The following is a 16,267-nucleotide window of genomic DNA, read 5'->3' on the forward strand; positions in this document are numbered from 1 at the left end:
AGGACGTTTCTGCTGGGAGCATGTGCCCGCGGCAGCTCGCCGCGGGCCGGCCTGCAAGGCTTTACAGAAACGACTCAGCGGATGGCGAAGCCGTCGTAGCCGCCGCGGGGTGTGTCCCAGATCTCGGTGACACCGTCCACCCACCCGGGCGTGTCGCCGCCCTGGAGCCAGTCGAGCAGCCCTTCGCACCCCTCGCGCGCCCCCTCCGCAACCACCTGGACGCGACCATCGCCCAAATTGAGAGCAAAACCACTCAAGCCGCCGATCTCCAGCGCCTTGGCACGCGTGAACCAGCGGAAACCCACACCCTGAACGCGTCCGCGCACCCAGGCGACCAGCCGTACATCCTCACTCATGGGTGCAACCTAGCCGGGCGATGTCGCTTGGAACACTTCCTCCCCGAGCGCCATGGGGTACCGTCCCCACCCAATGCATCTCATATGAAACTCGCTCGATCGAGTGAGTCGGGTTGGCCAGAAGGAGTCACTCGCCAGCACGGCGTCGCCGGGTCGACCGCGAGGACCAGGAAGAGGGCAAGGACATGGGACGCCACCGTCGCTCCGACGCCGGCCGCGCCACCACCGGCCGCGCCACGGGGGTCACCCACCCGCACGGCCCGGTCACGGGCGGCGAGGACCCGAAGGACTCGTACGCGAGTGGGAGAGCGCCCAAGGGCATCGCGCCCTACCTGAACCCTGAGGCGTACGCCGAGACCACCGCCCGGAGCACCGCCTACCTCTACGCGATGGACGCCGAGCCGTCGCCGGACGCCCAGGGCGATGCCGGCTTCGCCCCGGACGGCGGCCCGTCCCGGGAGCACCGGCACACGAAGAAGGTGGCCAAGCCGGTGCGCACCGGCCTCCTCGGGGTCTCCGCGGCCGTCGCCCTCGGTACGGTCGCCGTGGTCACGGGCGTGGTGCCGGGCCTGGAGAACTACCAGCTCGGCGGCAGCACGCACACCACCGGCGGCGACCGTGTGCAGTCGGCGGCCGCCCCCAGCAACACGGCCAGCGAGCAGGGCGGCACCTCCGGCAAGGCGGACAGCCCGGCCGGCGGCGGCGCGCCCGCGAGCCGCGGCGCCGGGCGCACGGCCTCGCCGACCCCGCCCGCCTCTCCGTCGGCCTCCGCCTCCGCTTCCCCGTCGGCCTCCGCCTCCCCCTCGGCCTCGACTTCCCCGTCGGCCCCCGCCCCGGCCGCCCCCACGCACACACAAAAGCCCTCCCGGACGGCGGACCCGGACCGGAAGCCGACCCGCAGGGCGGTTCCGGCGGCCCCCGAGCCGTCGCGCACGGCGAGCAAGGCGCCGACGGCCTCCTCCGCGCCGGTGACGGTGTCGACGCAGGCCGCCGCCGAGGCGGAGGTGCTCAAGCTCGTCAACGAGGAGCGGGCGAAGGTCGGCTGCAGCGCGCTGGCGGCGAACTCCTCGCTGACCAGGCTGGCCGAGGCCTTCAGCGACGACATGGCCGCGCGGGACTTCTTCGACCACACCGACCCGGACGGGGCCACCCCGTGGGACCGGGCCGCGAAGGCGGGCATAGCCGACCTCGGCGGCGAGAACATAGCCCGCGGCCAGGCGGACGCGGCGGCCGTGATGACCGCCTGGATGAGCAGCCCCGGCCACCGCGCCAACATACTGAACTGCGACTTCAAGACGCTCGGCGTCGGCGTGCACCTCGGCCCGGACGGGCCCTGGTGGACGCAGGACTTCGGCTACTGAGACAACCGCAGGTCAGACATCTGAGCCTGGCCCTGGAGCGACCTGAACCTGGCACTGGGGCGACCTGAGCGTCGCTCCGGAGCGTCTCAGGGCCGTCATCCTCAGGCTCGTCACCCCGACGCGGTCGCCGACGGCCCGGGGGCGGGGCTCGCTCGGCCACCGGATGCGCCCATGAGAATGCCGAGCGGCCCGCTGAGCATCAGCGCAGCCCCGGCGAACAAGGACGCGCGGTCTATCGTTTCGCTGCTGTCGGGCCCTCCGTGCCGGGTCCTGTGCGGCATCGTTGCCATGGCCACAGCCTTCCTGTGCAGCGCGGCCACCGACGCACACTGCCCGTGCGAGGCAGGGCACGCTCCCCTGACAGGACCACTGCAATCCTTCGGCACCGCGACTGCAACCCGCGTCGCCATCACGCGGAGGGCGCTCGACGCCGACCACCACCGACGTCACGTCGCAGGTCGCAGCGTCGGTCGAGTGCAGGGCCGCAGGTGACGGACCCGGCCCTGCACTTCTTCGGCTACCGAGTCGGTCCGCACTTCGGCCACCGAGGCGGTCCGCCGGGCCTCGGGCCCGTCATGCGGCGGCGCGTCCCCGTGCGAACACCTGAGCGGTCTCCGTCACCCGGCGCCCCAGGTGCTCCGCCGTGGCTATGTCGGCCTTGTGCACGGCCTCCGGGCCCTGGTCCACATTGGTCTGGGCCGCCGCGCCCGCGAAGACGCCGAGGCGGTTGAGGTCGTGCTCGGTGCCCTCGCTGTTGTTCCAGCCGGGGTGCAGACCGAGGTTGACCCAGTGCATGCCGTGCTGGCCGGCGAGGATCTGGAAGAACTGCAGGGTGTGCAGCTTGTCGCCGCTCTTGGAGCCGGAGTTGGTGAAGCCGGCCGCCAGCTTGTCCTTCCAGTCCTGCCCGAACCAGCGCTTGGAGGACGCCTCGGCGAAGACGTGGAACGCGCCGGACGCGGTGCCCATGTAGGTGGGCGAGCCGAAGACGATCGCGTCGGAGCGGTCGAGCGTCTCCCACTGCTCGTCCGTGATCTCGTCGACCTTGATCAGGTGCACCTCGGCACCGGCCTCGGCGGCACCGGCGCGCACGGCCTCGGCGAGTACGGCGGTGTGGCCGTAGCCGGAGTGGTAGGCGATGGACACAACGGGGGTGGTCACGATGTTTGCTCCTCGAAGCAGATGAAGAACTCGAACGGGCAGCTCAAAAGCACTGACCTCAGGAAAGCACTAACCTTGAGTTAGTGCAAGCGGGTGGTAAGCGCTGTGCAGGCGTAGGCTGGTGTCATGAGCAGCCCCCAGGACCTGACCGACACTCCGGACACCTGCACCCAGGACCAGGACGACCTCGCCTACAACGTGTTCGCCAAGGCCTGCCCGTCGCGCGGCACGCTGGAGCACGTCACCGGGCGCTGGGGCGGACTGACGATCGGCGCGCTGTACGAGGGCTCACTGCGCTTCAACGAGCTGCGCCGCCGCGTCGACGGGGTGAGCGAGAAGATGCTGTCCCAGACCCTGCACGCGCTGGAGCGCGACGGCCTGGTCCACCGCGAGGCCCAGCCGACCAACCCGCCCCGCGTGGACTACGAACTGACACCGCTGGGCCGCGAGGTCGCCGAACGGCTGCTCGCCCTCATCCACTGCGTGGAGGGCGCCATGGACGACGTCCTCGCGTCCCGTGCGCACTACGACGAGACGCGCGGGACCCTCTGACACCTGGGGCAGAAGTAGCTGGACCGGTTCATCCAGGGGCGGCGGCGCATGGGGGTGCCGCAGCGCTTGCAGGGCAGCCCCTCGCGGCCGTAGGCGTCCAGGGACCGGTCGAAGTAGCCCGACTCGCCGTTGACGTTGACGTACAGGCTGTCGAAGCTGGTGCCGCCGACGGCGAGGGCCGCGTTCATGACGTCCCGGACGTGGCCCAGGAGTTCGGCGGTGCGCGGGCGGGTGAAGTTCGCCGTCGGACGCTCGTAGTGCACGCGGGCGCGCCACAGGGCCTCGTCCGCGTAGATGTTGCCGACGCCGCTGATCAGGGACTGGTCGAGCAGGGCACGTTTGATGGTGCTGCGCTTGCGGCGCAGGGCCTGGTGGAATGCCTCGTCGTCGAACAGCGGGTCGAGCGGGTCCCGTGCGATGTGCGCGATGACGTCCGGCAGGCCCTCGGGGGTGTTGTCGTGCAGGGAGAGACCGCCGAAGGTGCGCTGGTCGACGAAGCGCAGCTCGGTGTCCGGGCCGTCGGCGAAGCGGACGCGGATGCGCAGGTGCTTCTCGTCGGGCGCCTCGTGCGGCTGCACCAGCAGCTGGCCGCTCATGCCGAGGTGGGCGAGGACGGACTGGTTGGTCTCCTCCAGCGGCAGCCACAGGTACTTGCCGCGCCGGCTGGGCGTGCCGATGTGGTGGCCCTTGAGCCGGTGCGCGAAGTCGTCGGCGCCCGCGATGTGCCGCCGCACCGCGCGCGGGTGCAGCACTTCGACGTCGGCGACGGTGCGATGGGCGACCCAGCGCTCCAGACCGCGCCGGACGACCTCGACCTCGGGCAGCTCGGGCACAGGGCTCCTTGGGCAGTAGTGCGGGCAACGGCAGCGTAGCGCCGGTCGGGCCCGGTGCGTCGGCCGGGCCCGGCGGTCCGGCCGCCGGCGACCCAGGACCTCCGGAAACCTGGCCTCCCGGATACCCATGACCGCAGGGACCCATGATCGCCGAGGCCCATGACCGCCGGAGACAAGCCGAGCGCCCGCCCCCTGGGTCAGCGGGGCGGGCGCTCGGGTGGTGCTCGGGTCAGGCGGGCGTGGACGAGGTGTCGTCCGTGGCGGCCTTCTCGGCCGCCTTGGCCCGCTCGTCCGCCGCGGCCCGGATGGACCGCCAGGCGGACTCGGCGGCTTGCTGCTCCGCCTCCTTCTTGCTGCGGCCGGTGCCGGTGCCGTACGAGACGCCTCCGACGCGGGCAGCAGCAGTGAAGGTCTTCTCGTGGTCGGGGCCGGTCTCCGTGACCAGGTACTCGGGCACGCCGAGCCCCTCGATCGCGGTGAGCTCCTGGAGACTGGTCTTCCAGTCCAGGCCGGCTCCGAGGTTCGAGGACTTCTCGATCAGCGGGTCGAAGAGCCGGTGGACCAGCTCGGACGCCGCGTCGAGGCCCTGATCGAGATAGACCGCGCCGATCACCGCTTCGAGGGTGTCGGCAAGAATGGACGCCTTGTCCCGGCCGCCCGTGCCTTCTTCACCACGGCCGAGCCGGATGAAGGCGCCCAGGTCCAGGCCACGTCCGACCTCCGCCAGCGCACGAGAGTTGACCACCGCGGCCCGCAGCTTGGCCAGCTGGCCTTCGGGCAGGTCGGGGTGGGTGCGGTACAGCGTGTCCGTGACGACGAGGCCCAGCACGGAGTCCCCGAGGAACTCCAGGCGCTCGTTCGTCGGCAGACCGCCGTTCTCGTACGCGTAGGAACGGTGGGTCAGCGCGCGCACCAGAAGGGCGGACTCGAGCCGATAGCCGAGCCGCCCTTCCAGAAGCGTGTGGGACGAGGCCTGGTTGTCCGCCTTCTTCTTGGCGGGTGCGTCCGCCTTGGCGTCTTCCGCCTTCTTGGGACTGGACACAGTGCCTCTCACCAGCCCGCTCAGACTTCGAGGACCTGGCGCTTGTTGTAGGTGCCGCAAGACGGGCACGCAATGTGCTGCTGCTTGGGCTCGTGGCAGCGCTCGCACGCAACCAGGGTGGGGACCGCAGCCTTCCACTGCGACCGGCGGTGGCGCGTGTTGCTGCGCGACATCTTCCGCTTCGGAACAGCCACGGCTACTTCTCCTGCTTCTCGTCGACGCCCGCTTCGGCGCCGCTCATCTCGTCCTTCTCGCCGGGCTCAGACGAACCGGCGAGTCCCTTCAGTGCCGCCCAACGGATGTCGACGGCGTCGTGGTGGTGGTCCGGGTCGTCCGCGAGCCGCACTCCGCACTCGGAGCACAGGCCCGGGCAGTCGTCCTGGCACACCGGCTGCATCGGCAGTGCGAGCACCACCGCATCACGCAGCAGAGGTTCGAGGTCGAAGAGTCCGTCCTCGAGGAAGAACCTGTCCTCGTCGTCCTCGGCGTCGTCGCCCGGTTCCGCGATCACGCGGCCCCGGTCGTCGGCGTCAGGGTACGAGAACAGTTCCTGGAATTCCGCTTCGAGCTCCAGCCCGACCGGCTCCAGACACCTTACGCACTCCCCCTCGGCCTGTGCACGGGCGGTGCCTGTGACGAGCACCCCTTCCATGACCGACTCAAGTCGGAGTTCGAGCTCCACCGGGGCGCCTTGCGGCACTCCGACGACTCCCTGGATACCGAGATCCGCGGGGGCGTCGATCTCGCGGGTCAGGCGCTGCTGCGCGCCAGGACGCCGCCCCAGCTCGTGCGTGTCGAACACAAGAGGGTTGCGGTGGTCGAGGCGGGCGTTGGAAGCCATTCCTGCTTTCGATCTTCAAACTCGAAGGGACGCCGCCCATCGGTGTTCCGGGCAGCGTTGATCGCGGACGTACGCGCGACCGAACAGCCAGGATACTGGACCTTTGGCTCAGGGCCCAATCCGGTGGTGGCTACAGGCCCCGGCCCTGCTCGTAGGCCCGCAGCTGCTCCGCGCTGATCATGCCGGTGTCGAAGAGACTGGTCTCGTCGAGGGCGTAGCCCTGCTGCGGCTGGGGCTGCTGCTGGCCGTGCTGGGGGTCGTAGGCGGCCTGCTGGGGGTCGTAGGCCTGGAAGGGGGCGCCTGCCGCCGGGGCGTAGCCGGAGGCGGCGGCGTACGGATCGGCCTGCTGGTAGCCGTAGGGGTCCTGCTGCGTGTAGTCGACCTGCTCCTGCTGGGCGTAGTCGGCCTGCTGCGGGAAGCCCGCGTACGGGTCGGGCTGCTGGACCGGGGCGCCTGCCGCCGGGGCGTAGTCGGCGGCGGGGGCATAGGCGGGCTGCGGGTCGTACGACGGCTGCGTCGGCTGGGACTGGGGCTGCTGCGCCCCGGCCGGGCGCGCGGCCGGGGTGTCCGCGAGGCCCGCGAGGTCGGCGAGGTAGTCGGCGTCGCTGGAGTGCTGGAAGGTCGTGGCGTCGTCGGCGAGGGCGCCGAGGTCGTCGGTGGCGATCCGGCCGTGCAGCTTCTGCCGGCCGCGGCCGACGGCCTCCAGGGTCTTGGCGAGGACCGCCTCGAAGGCGCCGAGCTTGGCGTCCACGTAGGCGTCCGCGTTGTGCCGCAGGGTCTCCGGGTCCTGGCTGCGCTCGGGGGCGTCCTCGTCCTCGTAGCCGTTCTCGTCCAGGCCGGGTCCGGTGCCGAGCAGCTTCTCGCGGCCGCGGCCGACCGAGCCGAGGGTCTTGGTGAGGACGACCTCGAAGTTGGCGAGCTTGGAGTCGACGTAGTCGTCGGCCTCGGCGCGGATCTCCTCGGCGTCCTTCTGGGCCTCGGTGACGATCCGGTCGGCCTCGGTCTGGGAACGCCGGGCGATCTCGGTGTCCGAGATCAGCGAGCCGCGTTCGGCGTGCGCGTTCCCGATGATCCGCTCGGCCTCCTGGCGGGCCTGCTCGACCATCTGCTCACGGCCGCCGATCAGTTCCTGCGCCTGCGCGAGCGATCCGGGCAGGGCCTGGCGCACCTCTTCGAGCAGCGCGAGCAGCTCGGCGCGGTTGACCACGCACGAGGCCGACATGGGCATGGACCGGGCGCCGGAGACCGTGGAGACGATCTCGTCGAGCTTCTTCTGGACGTCCACCTGTGCTCGCCACTCTCTACAGCTGTGTTGGAGACGGACGGGACGACTGTAGCCCTTTCGGTCCTGGTGATCAGTCCCTGTGCTCAGTCCTTGCGCAGACGCTCGGCGAGGGCCTCCAGGACGGGCGCCGGGACCAGGTGGGAGACGTCGCCGCCCCAGGCCGCGACCTCCTTGACGAGGGAGGAGGACAGGAAGCTGTAGGTGGGGTTGGTCGGCACGAACAGCGTCTCGACTCCGGTGAGGCCGATGTTCATCTGGGCCATCTGGAGTTCGTAGTCGAAGTCGCTGACCGCGCGCAGGCCCTTGACGATGGCGGGGATGTCGCGCTGCTTGCAGAAGTCGACGAGGAGGCCGTGAAAGGCCTCGACCCGGACGTTGGCGCAGTCGGCGGTGACCTCGCGGATCAGCTCGATCCGCTCTTCGATCTCGAACAGGCCCTTCTTGGACTTGTTGATCATCACTGCGACGTAGACCTCGTCGTACAGACGGGAGGCGCGGGCAATGATGTCGAGGTGTCCGTTGGTGATCGGGTCGAACGACCCGGGACAGACGGCGCGGCGCACTTGAGATCCCTCGCTCTCCGGTCCGGTCATCGTGCGTCTTCGCACATAGAGGCGGCGCGACCGTACCAAAACGTTCCCTCGCCGTAGCGACGGGACCGGAGGGCCTCGAAGCCGTCCGGCCAGTGGAATTCGCCGCCTCTGGTGCTGCGCTCCACGGTGACGAGGGCTTCCCCGGCGAGCCAGCCTTCCGAGCGGAGTGTGAGGAGAATCTCTCGAAGATCGTCATCCCCGACGGCGTAGGGCGGGTCCAGGAAGACCACGTCGTACGGCTCGGTGGGGGGTGCGGTTCTGATGATCTGTTCCGCTTTGCCTGCTCTCACCTCGGCGCCGGGCAGGCCCAGGTTCTTCACGTTCTCCCGGACGATCCGCGCGGCGCGGGCGTCCGCCTCGACCAGCAGGGTGTGGCTCGCGCCCCGGGAGAGGGCCTCCAGCCCCACGGCTCCGGAGCCGGCGTAGAGGTCGAGGACCCGTTCGCCGTCCAGGGGGCCGCCGAGGAGGGACTGCCAGGTGGAGAAGAGGCCCTCACGTGCGCGGTCTGATGTCGGCCGGGTTCCGGTGCCGGGGGGTACTGACAGGCGCCGTCCGCCTGCCCTGCCGGCGATCACGCGGGTCATGGGAGGTCCTTCTGCGTTAGCGGCTTTCTGTGGTCATTTTGGCAGGCCCCATGGGGTGGTGCCCGACCACCGCCGGCAGTGCGGCAGCGTGGTGGCCCCTCGCGCCCGCGCGGTGGAGCCGCATGTCAGTGTCGCCCCGCGCCGCCCTGTCGGGCGGTCCGCTTCAGCCCTTCTCCAGATACTGCTCCCTCTCCTCGTCCACCAGGGCGTCCAGGGCCGTGCGCAGGCCGGGGAGGCCGGTCAGCTCCGGGTCGGCGGCCACCACCGCCGCCGCCTCCTGTCTCGCCTCCGCGATGACCTCCTCGTCCTCGATGACCGCAAGGACGCGCAGGCTGGAGCGGGCGCCGGACTGGGCCTGCCCGAGGACGTCGCCCTCGCGGCGCTGTTCCAGGTCGATGCGGGAGAGTTCGAAGCCGTCGAGGGTGGAGGCCACGGCGTTCAGGCGCTGGCGGGCGGGGCTCGCCTCGGGCATCTCCGTGACCAGGAGGCAGAGGCCGGGGGCGGATCCCCGGCCCACCCGGCCGCGGAGCTGGTGGAGCTGGGAGACACCGAAGCGGTCCGCGTCCATGATCACCATGGCGGTGGCGTTGGGGACGTTCACGCCGACCTCGATGACCGTGGTGGCCACCAGGACATCCGTCTCGCCTGCCGTGAAGCGGCGCATGACGGCGTCCTTGTCGTCGGGGTGCATCCTGCCGTGCAGGACCTCGACCACGAGGCCCTTGAGCGGGCCGCCGCCCAGCTGGTCGGCCACGTCGAGGACGGCCAGCGGGGGACGCTTCTCGGCCTCGTCCTCGGGGGACTTCTTCCCGGACTTCTTCGGATCGGCCGCCTCGTCGATGTCGTCGCCGATGCGGGGGCAGACCACGTAGGCCTGGTGGCCGCCCTCCACCTCCTCGCGGACGCGCTCCCAGGCCCGGGCGAGGAAGTGGGGCTTGTCGGCGGCGGGGACGACATGGCTGGCGATCGGGGAGCGGCCGGCCGGGAGCTGGTCCAGGACGGAGGTCTCCAGGTCGCCGAAGACGGTCATGGCGACCGTCCGCGGGATGGGGGTCGCCGTCATGACCAGCAGGTGCGGAGGCTGCTTGCCCTTGCCGCGCAGGGCGTCGCGCTGCTCGACGCCGAAGCGGTGCTGTTCGTCCACGACCACCAGCCCGAGGTCGTGGAACTGCACCTTGTCCTCGATGAGCGCGTGCGTGCCGATCACGATCCCCGCCTCACCGGTGGCGAGGTCCAGCAGGGCCCGGCGGCGGGCGGCCGCGCCCATCGAGCCGGTGAGCAGCACGACCTTGGTGGCGTGCTCGGCGCCGCCCAGCATGCCGCCCTCCCGTCGCCCACCACCGCCCTTCTGCGGAGGCGCTTCGCGCCACAGCCCCCAACTGGCCAGCTCGCCCATCATCTCGGTGACCGAGCGGTGGTGCTGCTGGGCGAGGACCTCGGTGGGCGCGAGCATGACGGCCTGGCCGCCGGCGTCGACCACGGCGAGCATGGCGCGCAGGGCCACCATGGTCTTGCCCGACCCCACTTCCCCCTGGAGCAGCCGGTGCATGGGGTGTTCGGTGGCGAGGTCGTCGAAGATCTCCCGGGAGACCTTCCGCTGGCCCTCGGTGAGGGTGAAGGGCAGGCGGTCGTCGAAGGCCGAGAGGAGGCCGTCCGGCTTCGGTGTGCGCGGCACGGCGGAGAGCTGGCTGTCGGCGTACCGGCGGCGGGCCAGGGCGATCTGGAGGACGAAGGCCTCGTCCCATTTCAGGCGGGCGCGGGCGTCGGCGACATCGGCCTTGGTGTGCGGGCGGTGGATCTTGAGCAGGGCCTCGGGGAGGGGGAGCAGACCGCGGCCCTCGCGCAGGGCGGGCGGCAGCGGGTCGAGGGCCTCCTGGGCGCTCGGCAGGACCGTCTGGACGGCCTTGCCGATCTTCCAGGACTCCAGCTTGGCGGTGGCAGGGTAGAGCGGGATCAGGGCTCCGGCCCAGGTCTCGACCGCCTCCTCACCGTCGCCGCGGAGCAACTCGTAGGCGGGGTGGGCCAGTTGGAGACGGCGGTTGAAGACGGAGACCTTGCCCGCGAACATCGCGCGCGTGCCCGGCAGCAGCTCCTTGTGCGGCTTGTGCACGCCGTTGCCGAAGAAGACCAGCTGGAGCCGGCCGCTGCCGTCCGTGATCGTGACCTCCAGCCGCTGGCCCTTGCCGCGCGGGGCCTTGGCGGAGGCGAAGGAGTGCAGGCGGGCGTCGGCGACCTGGGCGACCACGGTGACGTGCTCGTCCATGGGGAGGTCGGCGAGGTGCGTGAGCTGGCCGCGCTCCTCGTATCTGCGGGGGTAGTGGTGCAGGAGGTCGCCGACGGTGTGCAGGCCGAGGTGCTCGGCCATCACCTTCGCGGTGGCGGGGCCGAGCACTGACTTCAGTGGTTGCTTCAGTGGTTCTTCCAGTGCGGGCACGAGATCCATTGCACACCACACCACTGACAATGCCGTAGACGCTGCCCTGGGGATTCGCCGGACGCCGCGCCACGGATCGCCGGACGCCGCGCGCCACGCATCACCGGACACCGCGCCGTGGATGCCCACACACCGCGCCGCGGATCGCCACTCACCGCGCCGCGGATCGCCGGTCGCCGTCGTTCACGAGTGTCGGACGCTGCCCTGCGCATTCGTCGAATCAGGTCGTTTACGTCTGGGAAAGCCCTGGTCAGGTGGCCCGATCCGGCTCTAGGATGGCGCGTTCCGGCCATCCCCCGCGGTCACCGCCCCATCCGGGACCGCCCGACCCCGCGCCGAACGCCTGCTCCCCCCTCCGGCGCTGCGACGATGGACTCCCAGACCTCACAGTCATCCCAGGCATCCCAGTCACCTCACACGTTCCAGGTCGACCTGCGTGGTCTGGTGGACCTGCTTTCCCATCACCTCTACTCCAGCCCCAAGGTCTATCTGCGCGAGCTGCTGCAGAACGCCGTGGACGCCGTCACCGCCCGGCGGACCGAGGAGCCCGGCGCCCCGGCACGGGTGCGGCTGTATGCCGCGGACGGTGCCCTGCGAGTGGAGGACAGCGGCGTCGGGCTCACCGAGTCGGACGTGCACAGCCTGCTGGCGACCATCGGCCGCAGCTCCAAGCGGGCGGACGGCCTGCAGGAGGCCCGCTCGGACTTCCTCGGCCAGTTCGGGATCGGCCTGCTGGCCTGTTTCGTGGTCGCCGAGCGGATCCGGGTGGTCAGCCGCAGCGCCCGTACGCCCGAGGCCCCGCCGGTCGAGTGGACGGCGAGCGACGACGGCTCGTACACCGTGCGCACGCTGCCCGCCTCGGCGCGGCCCGAGCCGGGCACCACCGTGCATCTGACGGCGCGGGCCGGTGCGGCCGAGTGGCTGGCCGAGCCGCGGGTGCTCGCGCTCGCCCGGGAGTTCGGTTCGCTGCTGCCGTACGACATCCGGGTGGGCGAGGAGGCGGTCACGGATCTCCCCGCGCCCTGGGACCGCTCCTATCCGAGTCCCGCCACCCGCAGGGTGGCGCTGGCCCGGCACTGCCACGAGCTGTTCGGCTTCACCCCGCTGGACTCGATCGGTCTCGACGTGCCGCTGGCCGGGATCCGCGGGGTGGCGTACGTACTGCCCGCCGCGGTCAGCCCGGCCCAGCGGGCCACGCACCGTGTGCACCTCAAGGGCATGCTGCTGACCGAACGGGCCGAACAGCTGCTGCCCGACTGGGCCTTCTTCGTACGCTGCGTCCTGGACACCGACAGCCTGCGCCCCACCGCCTCGCGCGAGTCGCTGTACGAGGACGAGACGCTCTCGGCCGTGCGGGAAGCGCTCGGCGAACGGATCCGGTCCTGGCTCACGTCGCTCGCGGCCGGCGACCCCGAGCGGCTGGCCGCCTTCCTCGCCGTGCACCACCTCGGGGTGAAGTCCCTGGCCCGGCACGACCGGGAGATGCTGCGCACGATGCTGCCGTGGCTGCCCTTCGAGACGACCGACGGGCAGCTGTCCCTTGAGGAGTTCGCACAGCGGCACCCGGTGGTGCACTTCACGCGGACCGTCGAGGAGTACCGGCAGGTCGCGCCGATCGCCTCCGCCCAGGGCGTCGGTGTGGTCAACGGCGGCTACACGTACGACAGCGAGCTGGTCGAGGCGCTCCCCTCGGTGCGCGCGGGAACCGTGGTCGCCGAGCTGGACGCGGACACCGTGACCGCCCATCTGGACGCGGTGGACCCGGCCGAGGAACTGGCGCTGTCCGGTTTCCTGGCGGCCGCGCGTGCGAAGCTCGACCCGCTGGGCTGTGACGTCGTCCTGCGCGCCTTCCATCCGCTGTCGGTGCCCGCGCTGCACCTGGACGACCGGGCCGCCCGGCACGAGCAGGCGCGGGCGGAGGCCGAGGAACAGGCCGACGACCTGTGGGCGGGCATCCTGGGCTCGCTGCGCGGCAGCGCCCCGCGCGCGCGTCTGGTGCTCAACCATCTCAACCCGCTGATCCGCAGGATCAGTTCGCTCGGGGAGCCGGAACTGATCGGCACCGCGACCGAGTCGCTGTACGGGCAGGCACTGCTGATGGCGCAGCGGCCACTCCGGCCCGCCGACTCCGCACTGCTGAACCGCGCGTTCATCGGCCTCCTGGAGTGGGCCACGCACCGTGAGGACGGCCGCTGATGGATGAGATCACGGACTTCGACGCACTGCGCCGGGCGATGGCGGAGAACTCCGGGCAGCCGGAGGGCCCGGCCCGCAACGCGCGCGCGGAGGAGCTGCTCGCCGAGGCCGAGAAGCTGAACGTCCCGCTCGCCGTGATCGAGGCGCTCGGGCACCAGCTCAAGGTCTACAACTACAGCTCCGAGAAGGACCGGATGTTCGTCCCGTTCGCGCGGCTGCTGCGCCTGTGGGACGAACACCCGGAGGACTTCGACGAGTACGAGGCGCACTCCCTGCACTGGGTCTTCAAGTGGGTGTCGGCGGGCATGCTGGACCAGCCGCACATCCCGCTCGCCTCGATCGAGAAGTGGCTCGGCGAGATGGAGCACCGCTACCGGCTCGCCGGGCACTCCGAACGGGCTGTGCGCAGCGCCGAGTTCAGTGTGGCGGCGCACACCGGCGACCTGGAGCGGGCACAGCGGGCGTACACCGCCTGGCTGGCCGCGGACCGGGACCGGATGGCCGACTGCCACGCCTGCGAACTGCACGGGCAGGGCGTGTGGCAGGTCAGGAGCGGCCGGGACACCGAGGCGCTCCAGCTGTGGCGGCCGGTGCTGGAGGGCGAGTACAGCTGCGCCCACGAGCCGCACTCGGTGCTCGCCTCCTCGCTCACGCCGCTGCTGCGGCTGGGCCGCCTGGACGAGGCCCGCGCCCACCACCTGCGGGGCTTCCGCCTCGTGCGGTCCATGGAGAGCATGCGGGGCGCCTTCGCCGACCATGTGGAGTTCTGCGCGCTGACCGGGAACGAGGCGCGCGGTCTGGAACTGCTCGCCGAGCGGCCGGCGTACTTCACGGACACCGGGCACCCGCGCAGCCGGCTGGACTTCCTGGCCGTCGTCACGCTGCTGATGGACCGGCTGACCGGGCTGGGGCTGGGCGAGCGGCAGGTACCGGGCCCTGCCGGACGGTCCTGGACCGCACAGGGACTGGCCGCACACACGCGCGCCGAGGCCCTGGAACTGGCCGGACGGTTCGACACCCGCAACGGCACCTCGTACGTCGGCGACCGCGCCCGCGCGCGCATGGCGCAGCGCCCGCTGGTGGAGCGGCTGCCGCTGGGGGTGCGGACGGTGCGCTCCGCACCGGCGCCGGTGGCCGCGCCCCCGGCGCCCCGGGTCCCCTCCCCGTCCGGCCTGTCCGCGCTGATCGCCGAGGCCCGCCGGCTGTCCGACACCCTGCAGCCGCACGCCCTGGAGGCGTGGGCGGCGGTGGCGCAGGCCGCCGAGGGCGCCGGACTGGAGGCGCGCGACCGCGCGGAGATCGCCGATCACGAGGCGATGGCCCGCGGCCCCGAGGGCGTCCCCCTGTTCGAGCGGGCCGCCGAGCTGTACGCGGAGGCGGGCGACCCCGGCGAGGCGCTGGCGGCACGCGCGCGTGGCGCGTACATACGCGCGCTGACGGGCGAGGTCGACGCGGCCCTGACGGCGGTCGCCGGGCTCTACGACGAGGCGCTCGCGCTGTACGCCGAGGAGGCCACCGGCGTCCGGCAGACGGCGTCGGTGGTGATGAGCCGGGCGCGCATCCTGATGCGACGGGTGCACGAGGCGGCAGAGGTTCCGGGGGCCGCGGCGGAAGCGGGTGCGCACGGGCCGGGTCCCGCGGCCGGCGGCCCTGTCCAGGGCCCCCTCTCCGACGCCGAGCAGGCCGTGCGTGAGGTGCTGGCGCTCGTCGACGGACGGCTCGGGGACGACGTGCGGCTGGCGGCGCGGTCCGCCGAGGCGCGGGCGATGCTGGCCGAACTGGCCGAGCGGACCGGCGCGGCCGGGCGGGCAGCGCGCTTGCTGCGGCAGGCCGCCGCGGAGTACGTGGCCGCCGGGCTGCCGTGGTTCGCTCTGGAGCACGAGGTGCGCGCGGCGGCGCTGGCGCATCAGCTCGGCGACATGGGCGAGGCCGAGGGGGCACTGCGGGCCGCCCTGGAGCACGGCGGGCCGTACGTGGAGCCGATCGGGCGGGCCCAGCTGCATCTCCAGCTCGCCGAGGTGATCGGCGCCCGGCAGGAGCCCGTGGAAGCGGCGGAGCACGCGCTTGAGGCAGCTCACTGGGCCGACGAGGCGGGCGAGAGCGCCACGCTGGGCGCCTGGGCCCGGCACCAGCTGGGCGGCTTCCTGCTGCGCCAGGGCCGGTGGGCTGAGGCCGCCGAGGTGCTGGAGTCGGCGCTGCCCGACCTGTCCGCCGAGACGCACGGCGACGGGGCCGTGGTCCAGGCGCAGTGGTGGCTCGGGGACTGCCTGAGCGAGCTGGGCGAGCACCGGGCGGCCGCCGAGCGCCGGCTGCAGGCCGCCGAGATCGCCCGGCACTGGCCCGAGCAGCAGGACCACGCCACGCTCGCCCATCTCGCCGGCGAGTCCCTGAGCAGCGCCGGGCTGCTGGACGAGGCGGACCGGGCCTACGCGCGCGCGGGTGAGCTGTGGCGCTCGATCGGCAACCCGCACTTCCTCGTCCGCTCGCTGCGCGCCCGCGCCTGGCTGGCGCTGCGCTCGGAGGCCGGGGCGCAGGGCGCTCGGGACGCGATGGCGGACGCGGTGCGGGAGTGCGAGCACGCGCTGGAGACCGCCGGGGACCCGGCGGCCGGCGAACAGCTCACCGCGGAACTCGCCGACACGCACCTGCAGTTCGGTGACCTGCTGGCACGCTGGGCGGCCGAGGAGGCGGAGGTGACGGAGGAAGCCGAGGAGACGGAAGGGATGACGGAGGAAGCCGAGGGCGGGACGATCCGGGCCGCGTTCGAGGACGCACTGGCCCAGCTGGACCGCGCTGCGGCGCTGTTCGGCTCGCTCGGCACGGAGGGCCTGCACGAACGTACCGGCGCCGAACTGGCCGCGGGCCGGCTGGAGACCGAACTCGGCCGCCCCGCCGAGGCGGCGGCACGCGCGCGTGCCGTGCTCGCGGCCTACGCATCCGCCGACGAGCAGGACGAGACGACCGAGGCACGGCGGGCGGAGGCGGCCCGGATGCTCCGGCTCACCGAGACGGAGCGGTGAGCGGCGGGCGCC

Annotated in this window: 14 protein-coding genes; 4 read left to right on the forward strand and 10 right to left on the reverse strand. The window is 72.1% G+C overall.

Translation table 11 applies throughout. The annotated features are described in order from the left end of the window. Positions 1–74: 74 nt before the first annotated feature. On the reverse strand, positions 75–356 hold the full coding sequence (locus ACFZCP_RS30975; protein ID WP_067301301.1) for an acylphosphatase: 282 nt from the start codon (positions 354–356) through the stop codon (positions 75–77). A 185-nt stretch (positions 357–541) separates the two neighbouring features. On the opposite strand from ACFZCP_RS30975, the gene ACFZCP_RS30980 reads away from it, so the two are divergent. After that, positions 542–1,717, forward strand: coding sequence for a CAP domain-containing protein (locus tag ACFZCP_RS30980; RefSeq protein WP_391433274.1), 1,176 nt, complete (start codon positions 542–544; stop codon positions 1,715–1,717). 573 nt (positions 1,718–2,290) lie between these two features. On the opposite strand, the gene ACFZCP_RS30985 is transcribed toward ACFZCP_RS30980, so the two are convergent. Beyond that, a complete protein-coding gene (locus ACFZCP_RS30985) occupies positions 2,291–2,875 on the reverse strand; it encodes an NAD(P)H-dependent oxidoreductase (protein WP_391433276.1) in 585 nt (194 codons plus the stop codon). A 126-nt stretch (positions 2,876–3,001) separates the two neighbouring features. Between ACFZCP_RS30985 and ACFZCP_RS30990 the strand changes: the two genes are divergently transcribed. Then, positions 3,002–3,427 (forward strand): winged helix-turn-helix transcriptional regulator, encoded by a 426-nt coding sequence (locus ACFZCP_RS30990; RefSeq protein ID WP_391433279.1) that lies wholly within the window; start codon positions 3,002–3,004, stop codon positions 3,425–3,427. Here the strand turns inward: ACFZCP_RS30990 and mutM are convergent. The 8 genes from mutM to recG all read right to left on the reverse strand — a co-directional run bounded on the left by mutM (position 3,400) and on the right by recG (position 11,048). After that, complete coding sequence (gene mutM, locus ACFZCP_RS30995) at positions 3,400–4,260, reverse strand: bifunctional DNA-formamidopyrimidine glycosylase/DNA-(apurinic or apyrimidinic site) lyase (RefSeq protein ID WP_391433284.1); 861 nt, start codon at positions 4,258–4,260, stop codon at positions 3,400–3,402. The two genes, ACFZCP_RS30990 and mutM, sit on opposite strands and share 28 nt — an antisense overlap. A 229-nt stretch (positions 4,261–4,489) precedes the next feature. Then, a complete protein-coding gene (gene rnc, locus ACFZCP_RS31000; protein WP_391433287.1) occupies positions 4,490–5,314 on the reverse strand; it encodes a ribonuclease III in 825 nt (274 codons plus the stop codon). An 8-nt stretch (positions 5,315–5,322) separates the two neighbouring features. Further along, on the reverse strand, positions 5,323–5,496 hold the full coding sequence (gene rpmF, locus ACFZCP_RS31005; protein WP_003951102.1) for a 50S ribosomal protein L32: 174 nt from the start codon (positions 5,494–5,496) through the stop codon (positions 5,323–5,325). Between the two features lie 2 nt (positions 5,497–5,498). Continuing rightward, positions 5,499–6,143: a YceD family protein gene (locus ACFZCP_RS31010; protein ID WP_362691137.1), complete on the reverse strand. Its 645-nt coding sequence runs from the start codon at positions 6,141–6,143 to the stop codon at positions 5,499–5,501. A 130-nt stretch (positions 6,144–6,273) separates the two neighbouring features. Next, positions 6,274–7,428, reverse strand: coding sequence for a DivIVA domain-containing protein (locus ACFZCP_RS31015; RefSeq protein ID WP_391433291.1), 1,155 nt, complete (start codon positions 7,426–7,428; stop codon positions 6,274–6,276). An 83-nt stretch (positions 7,429–7,511) separates the two neighbouring features. After that, positions 7,512–7,991 carry a pantetheine-phosphate adenylyltransferase gene (coaD, locus tag ACFZCP_RS31020; RefSeq protein ID WP_391433406.1) on the reverse strand — a complete coding sequence of 160 codons (480 nt, stop codon included), beginning with the start codon at positions 7,989–7,991 and terminating at the stop codon, positions 7,512–7,514. A gap of 26 nt (positions 7,992–8,017) precedes the next feature. Beyond that, positions 8,018–8,605 carry a 16S rRNA (guanine(966)-N(2))-methyltransferase RsmD gene (gene rsmD / locus ACFZCP_RS31025; protein ID WP_391433294.1) on the reverse strand — a complete coding sequence of 196 codons (588 nt, stop codon included), beginning with the start codon at positions 8,603–8,605 and terminating at the stop codon, positions 8,018–8,020. 163 nt (positions 8,606–8,768) lie between these two features. Next, a complete protein-coding gene (gene recG, locus ACFZCP_RS31030; RefSeq protein ID WP_391433297.1) occupies positions 8,769–11,048 on the reverse strand; it encodes an ATP-dependent DNA helicase RecG in 2,280 nt (759 codons plus the stop codon). 360 nt (positions 11,049–11,408) lie between these two features. Here recG and ACFZCP_RS31035 point away from each other — a divergent pair, with 360 nt between their 5' ends. Next, positions 11,409–13,235 carry an HSP90 family protein gene (locus tag ACFZCP_RS31035; RefSeq protein ID WP_391433300.1) on the forward strand — a complete coding sequence of 609 codons (1,827 nt, stop codon included), beginning with the start codon at positions 11,409–11,411 and terminating at the stop codon, positions 13,233–13,235. After that, on the forward strand, positions 13,235–16,255 hold the full coding sequence (locus tag ACFZCP_RS31040; RefSeq protein ID WP_391433303.1) for a tetratricopeptide repeat protein: 3,021 nt from the start codon (positions 13,235–13,237) through the stop codon (positions 16,253–16,255). Before ACFZCP_RS31035 ends, ACFZCP_RS31040 begins: the two co-directional genes overlap by 1 nt. Positions 16,256–16,267: the final 12 nt, after the last annotated feature.

This window comes from Streptomyces sp. NPDC007971 (assembly GCF_042958635.1).
Taxonomy (GTDB): Bacteria; Actinomycetota; Actinomycetes; order Streptomycetales; family Streptomycetaceae; genus Streptomyces.

Excerpts from the sequence above, each read along its gene's own strand:
- ACFZCP_RS30975 (WP_067301301.1), bottom strand. The coding sequence starts at position 356 with ATGAGTGAGGATGTACGGCTGGTCGCCTGGGTGCGCGGACGCGTTCAG.
- ACFZCP_RS30980 (WP_391433274.1), top strand. The coding sequence starts at position 542 with ATGGGACGCCACCGTCGCTCCGACGCCGGCCGCGCCACCACCGGCCGC.
- ACFZCP_RS30990 (WP_391433279.1), top strand. The coding sequence starts at position 3,002 with ATGAGCAGCCCCCAGGACCTGACCGACACTCCGGACACCTGCACCCAG.
- ACFZCP_RS31010 (WP_362691137.1), bottom strand. The coding sequence starts at position 6,143 with ATGGCTTCCAACGCCCGCCTCGACCACCGCAACCCTCTTGTGTTCGAC.
- rsmD (WP_391433294.1), bottom strand. The coding sequence starts at position 8,605 with ATGACCCGCGTGATCGCCGGCAGGGCAGGCGGACGGCGCCTGTCAGTA.
- recG (WP_391433297.1), bottom strand. The coding sequence starts at position 11,048 with ATGGATCTCGTGCCCGCACTGGAAGAACCACTGAAGCAACCACTGAAG.
- ACFZCP_RS31035 (WP_391433300.1), top strand. The coding sequence starts at position 11,409 with ATGGACTCCCAGACCTCACAGTCATCCCAGGCATCCCAGTCACCTCAC.
- ACFZCP_RS31040 (WP_391433303.1), top strand. The coding sequence starts at position 13,235 with ATGGATGAGATCACGGACTTCGACGCACTGCGCCGGGCGATGGCGGAG.